1 protein-coding gene is annotated in these 253 nt (G+C 50.6%); it reads right to left on the bottom strand.

What is annotated here, in order from left to right; translation table 11 throughout:
• The coding region (locus tag IV91_RS16415; protein ID WP_035418937.1) for a hypothetical protein at positions 1-202 on the bottom strand (202 nt) is incomplete at its 3' end.
• Positions 203-253 lie beyond the last annotated feature (51 nt).

Below are 253 nucleotides of genomic sequence, written 5' to 3'. Positions count from 1 at the left end.
AAAACCCTACGGGTTGCATCTGGCTGATGGCAGGGGAAATCTCATTGCGAAATACCCCTTGCCAACGTATCAATCGGGATGGATTTAATCCCTTATCCCGACAGAAACTCTTGCAGTCCTGACCACCGGTCAGAAACTCGGACACGAACCCCTGCCAGTCCTGCCTGCTGTGGCGAATTCTCCTGCTACGCTTGGTTTCCATACCTGCTCTCCTGTGTCACAATCTGAAGAGGAGTATGCAGAAAAATTATCC

This window comes from Ferrovum myxofaciens (assembly GCF_000735045.1).
Classification (GTDB): domain Bacteria; phylum Pseudomonadota; class Gammaproteobacteria; order Burkholderiales; family Ferrovaceae; genus Ferrovum; species Ferrovum myxofaciens.
Note: the sequence above shows the minus strand (reverse complement) of the source record. Positions and strands in the feature narration are given on the sequence as shown.